This is a genomic window from Romboutsia sp. 1001713B170207_170306_H8 (assembly GCF_015550495.1).
Lineage (GTDB): Bacteria > Bacillota > Clostridia > Peptostreptococcales > Peptostreptococcaceae > Romboutsia_E.
Genome location: NZ_JADNAX010000027.1, coordinates 1 through 3104 on the forward strand (window position 1 = coordinate 1; position 3104 = coordinate 3104).

A 3104-nucleotide genomic window follows, 5' to 3' on the forward strand; every position below is an offset into this window, starting at 1 on the left:
AATACGAGTAGAATAGATCAAGTTGAAAGTAAAAATGAGGAACAAGATTCAAGACTTCTTGATATTGAGGAGAAGAACAAAGTTCAAGATGTATATATACAAGGTTTATTTAATGAAAATAAAGATGGAAGGCTAACTATAGAGGGTGAAGGAAATTCTTTAAAGTTAGAAGGTAGCAAAGAAGGTTTGGTTGACGTTAATAAAGTTGTAGGTAATACATTAGTTAATGTAGGAATACAAACTGATAATCAATTCCAATATAAGACTCATGAAGCGTTTACTGGTTATACAGTTGTTGCTAATAAACCTGGTGAATATATCGAGGTAGACTATACAAGTTCTCCAACTGGCTGGCATTATATAAAAACCCCATATATAGACGTATCATTATTTAAACCATCTACTACTTATACGATTGTATTTGATAAAATAGTGGGTGTTAGGATAGTAAAAATTTGTAATGGTCAAGCTAATGTAGCATTGTGTAATGAGGTAACAATTAACGGGAATAGAGCAGTATTTACAACGTATAGTGATATATCAAACGCGGTAAAAGATACTGGATTGTTTGTATATTGCTTACCTACAACTGATATAGGTAAAAAGATTGTAGGTAATTATTATATATTGGAGGGTGATTATTCTAACAAACCACTACCACAAACTCGTTTCAATGGAATGCAATCAACATTCGAGAACCAATTAGTAACGCAAGAAATGGTTGATAGTGGAGAAGAACTTGCAGAGAATTTAGGTAAGTATAAATGTGAAGTTGAGGTAAGAGGTAAGAATTTATGTAGTTCACAAAATGTTAATAATTTTTATTATAATTCACCATGGAGCAATAAAATCGATGTAATATCTAAAGTTATAGATAAAGATAGTAGAATGACAGAATTAATAGAAGTTAAACCTAATACTTCATATGCGTTTGATGCTCTTAATTCTAATAGGAATGGAGTTCACTTCTTTAAGACAGATAACGAGGATGAATTACCTTATAATGGATTATCTGCCCCAAATAAAACATTTACAACAGATAATGATTGTAAGTATGTAAGACTATATATTGGTAATGCTGTAGACGTATCTAATATACAAATAGTAGAAGGAACACAAACAACTTCATACGAACCATACTATAAACGTAAAGCAACAGTTTATCTAAATAGTCCACTACATAAAACTGATGAGATAGTTTACATTGATGGTGAGTTGAAACATTATCACAAGATGGGTAGTTATTTATTAAAACATAACGATGATATAAGATTGTATGATAATACTTTGACTAATTGTAATAGATACGGTTTAGCAATGACAGGTTATAAATTTAAAACTACTGGTGAAGGCTGTTGTGATAAACTCCCATATATTCAAAACAATTCCGAAGATGTAGCACACGTGAGAATTGATGGTACTAAACCGTATGGAGCATTAACATTTTGGCTACCTAAAGAATACGGTTCAACAGTTGATGAACTAAAAACCTATATGAAGAATAATAACATTGAATATAATTTAATTCTAGAACTAGCAGAACCTTACTATGAAACAATAGACACAGATAGATTGTTACTAGAAATACCCAATAATGCAACTGTAAGCGTTAAGAGTGTAGTTCCAGTTAAGTCTATGGCTGCTAGCTATACTAATGGAATACCTAACGTATATGGTTTACAAGAAACAAATCAAGTTCAAGATGATTTGATAAATATATCACTTTTAGCGACTGATGAAATGTATACGATGTTAGAACCTATATTAGAATCAATACCACAAGTAATTAATAACGAAAGGACGATGAGTAAAATGGTAGATATGTACGTAGCTATGGTTATAAGAGGACTTAAAACAATAGAGGATGTTCCTGCGAGATATAGAAAAGAAGTACAAGATATATTAAATAAATTAGAAAAGTAAAACTTGTTACAGGTGAGTATTTAGTAGACAATAGATACATATTGAGACACAAATGATACAAATTGCGACACAAATATAAGTTTTTTCCGAAAGGCTAGATAGAAAAATCTAGTCTTTTTTAATACAAAAAATTAAATAAAAAGAAAGGAATAATATAATGACAAATTTAGAACAAGTACAAAATGAGGACATAGAAATATTAACTGTAGACAGTAGAGAAGTTGCTGAAATGATGGATATAAGACACACTGAATTATTAAGAAAGATAGATAGTGTAAATGATGATTTTAACGAACGCAAAATTGCGTCGGTTAAATATTGGATAGAAAGTACGTATAAAGATGCCAAAGGTGAAAAAAGGCGTTGTTATGAAATAACAAAGCGTGGGTGTGAATTTATAGCTCATAAGACTACTGGTACTAAAGGAAATATATTCACTCATTTATATATGGAAAAATTTGAAGAGTTAGAGCAAATAGTTAACGGCTCTAAAAATATAACTGCTAATGATGTAAATAATATTATTTCAAATAAAATTGATAGAGCCATAGCTATGATAGATAACAAATATGCTGATTACATAAGACCTTTAGCGGTCGATAAAGCAAGAATAACTAAATACATAAAGCAAAGATTAGGAATAAAAAAAGCTGATGAAGATTTCTATTTAGTCAAAGAGAGAGTATTAATACTACTAGATGCTGAGAAATGGGAAGATGTTCCTGTAAATAGATTAAAGGATGCCTTCAAATTAATTGATGAAAGTATAGATGTAATGATTAAAGGAAGAAATCTTAGACAAATTAATTGGTTCTAAGAAAAATATAAAAATTAAGGAGGTTATTATGAATGAAGAATTAGTAAGAAAAGAACTAGATACACATGAAAGGAGAATTAATAATCATTCTGAAAGGATTGATAAATTAGAGCAATCTAATGCTGAACTAAAGGTACATATACAAAATTTATGTAGTAACTTAGAAAATCTTACGAGTGCAATAAAATGGCTCTTGGGATTAGGAGTAGGAAGTCTAGTAGGCTTCTTTTTTTATGCGATTCAAAACAATATATTTTAGGAGGCGATTAGTATGAAAATAAACTGGGAGGTAAGATTTAAGAACCCTTTATTTGTAGCACAATTAGGAATGAGTGTATTAGTTCCTATATTAGCCTATGCAAAC

The 3104-nt window shown here is 29.9% G+C and carries 4 protein-coding genes; all 4 read left to right on the top strand.

The features are described from left to right. Positions 1 to 1923 (top strand): CD1375 family protein (locus I2A66_RS16595; protein WP_279309978.1); only part of this gene is annotated, 1923 nt, incomplete at its 5' end. A 157-nt stretch (positions 1924 to 2080) separates the two neighbouring features. Then, positions 2081 to 2740, top strand: coding sequence for a Rha family transcriptional regulator (locus I2A66_RS16600; protein WP_195252027.1), 660 nt, complete (start codon positions 2081 to 2083; stop codon positions 2738 to 2740). Positions 2741 to 2768: 28 nt separating this feature from the next. After that, positions 2769 to 2999 carry a hemolysin XhlA family protein gene (locus I2A66_RS16605; protein ID WP_147516475.1) on the top strand — a complete coding sequence of 77 codons (231 nt, stop codon included), beginning with the start codon at positions 2769 to 2771 and terminating at the stop codon, positions 2997 to 2999. Positions 3000 to 3011: 12 nt separating this feature from the next. Then, a partial coding sequence (locus tag I2A66_RS18000) for a phage holin (RefSeq protein ID WP_442970901.1) occupies positions 3012 to 3104 on the top strand: 93 nt, incomplete at its 3' end.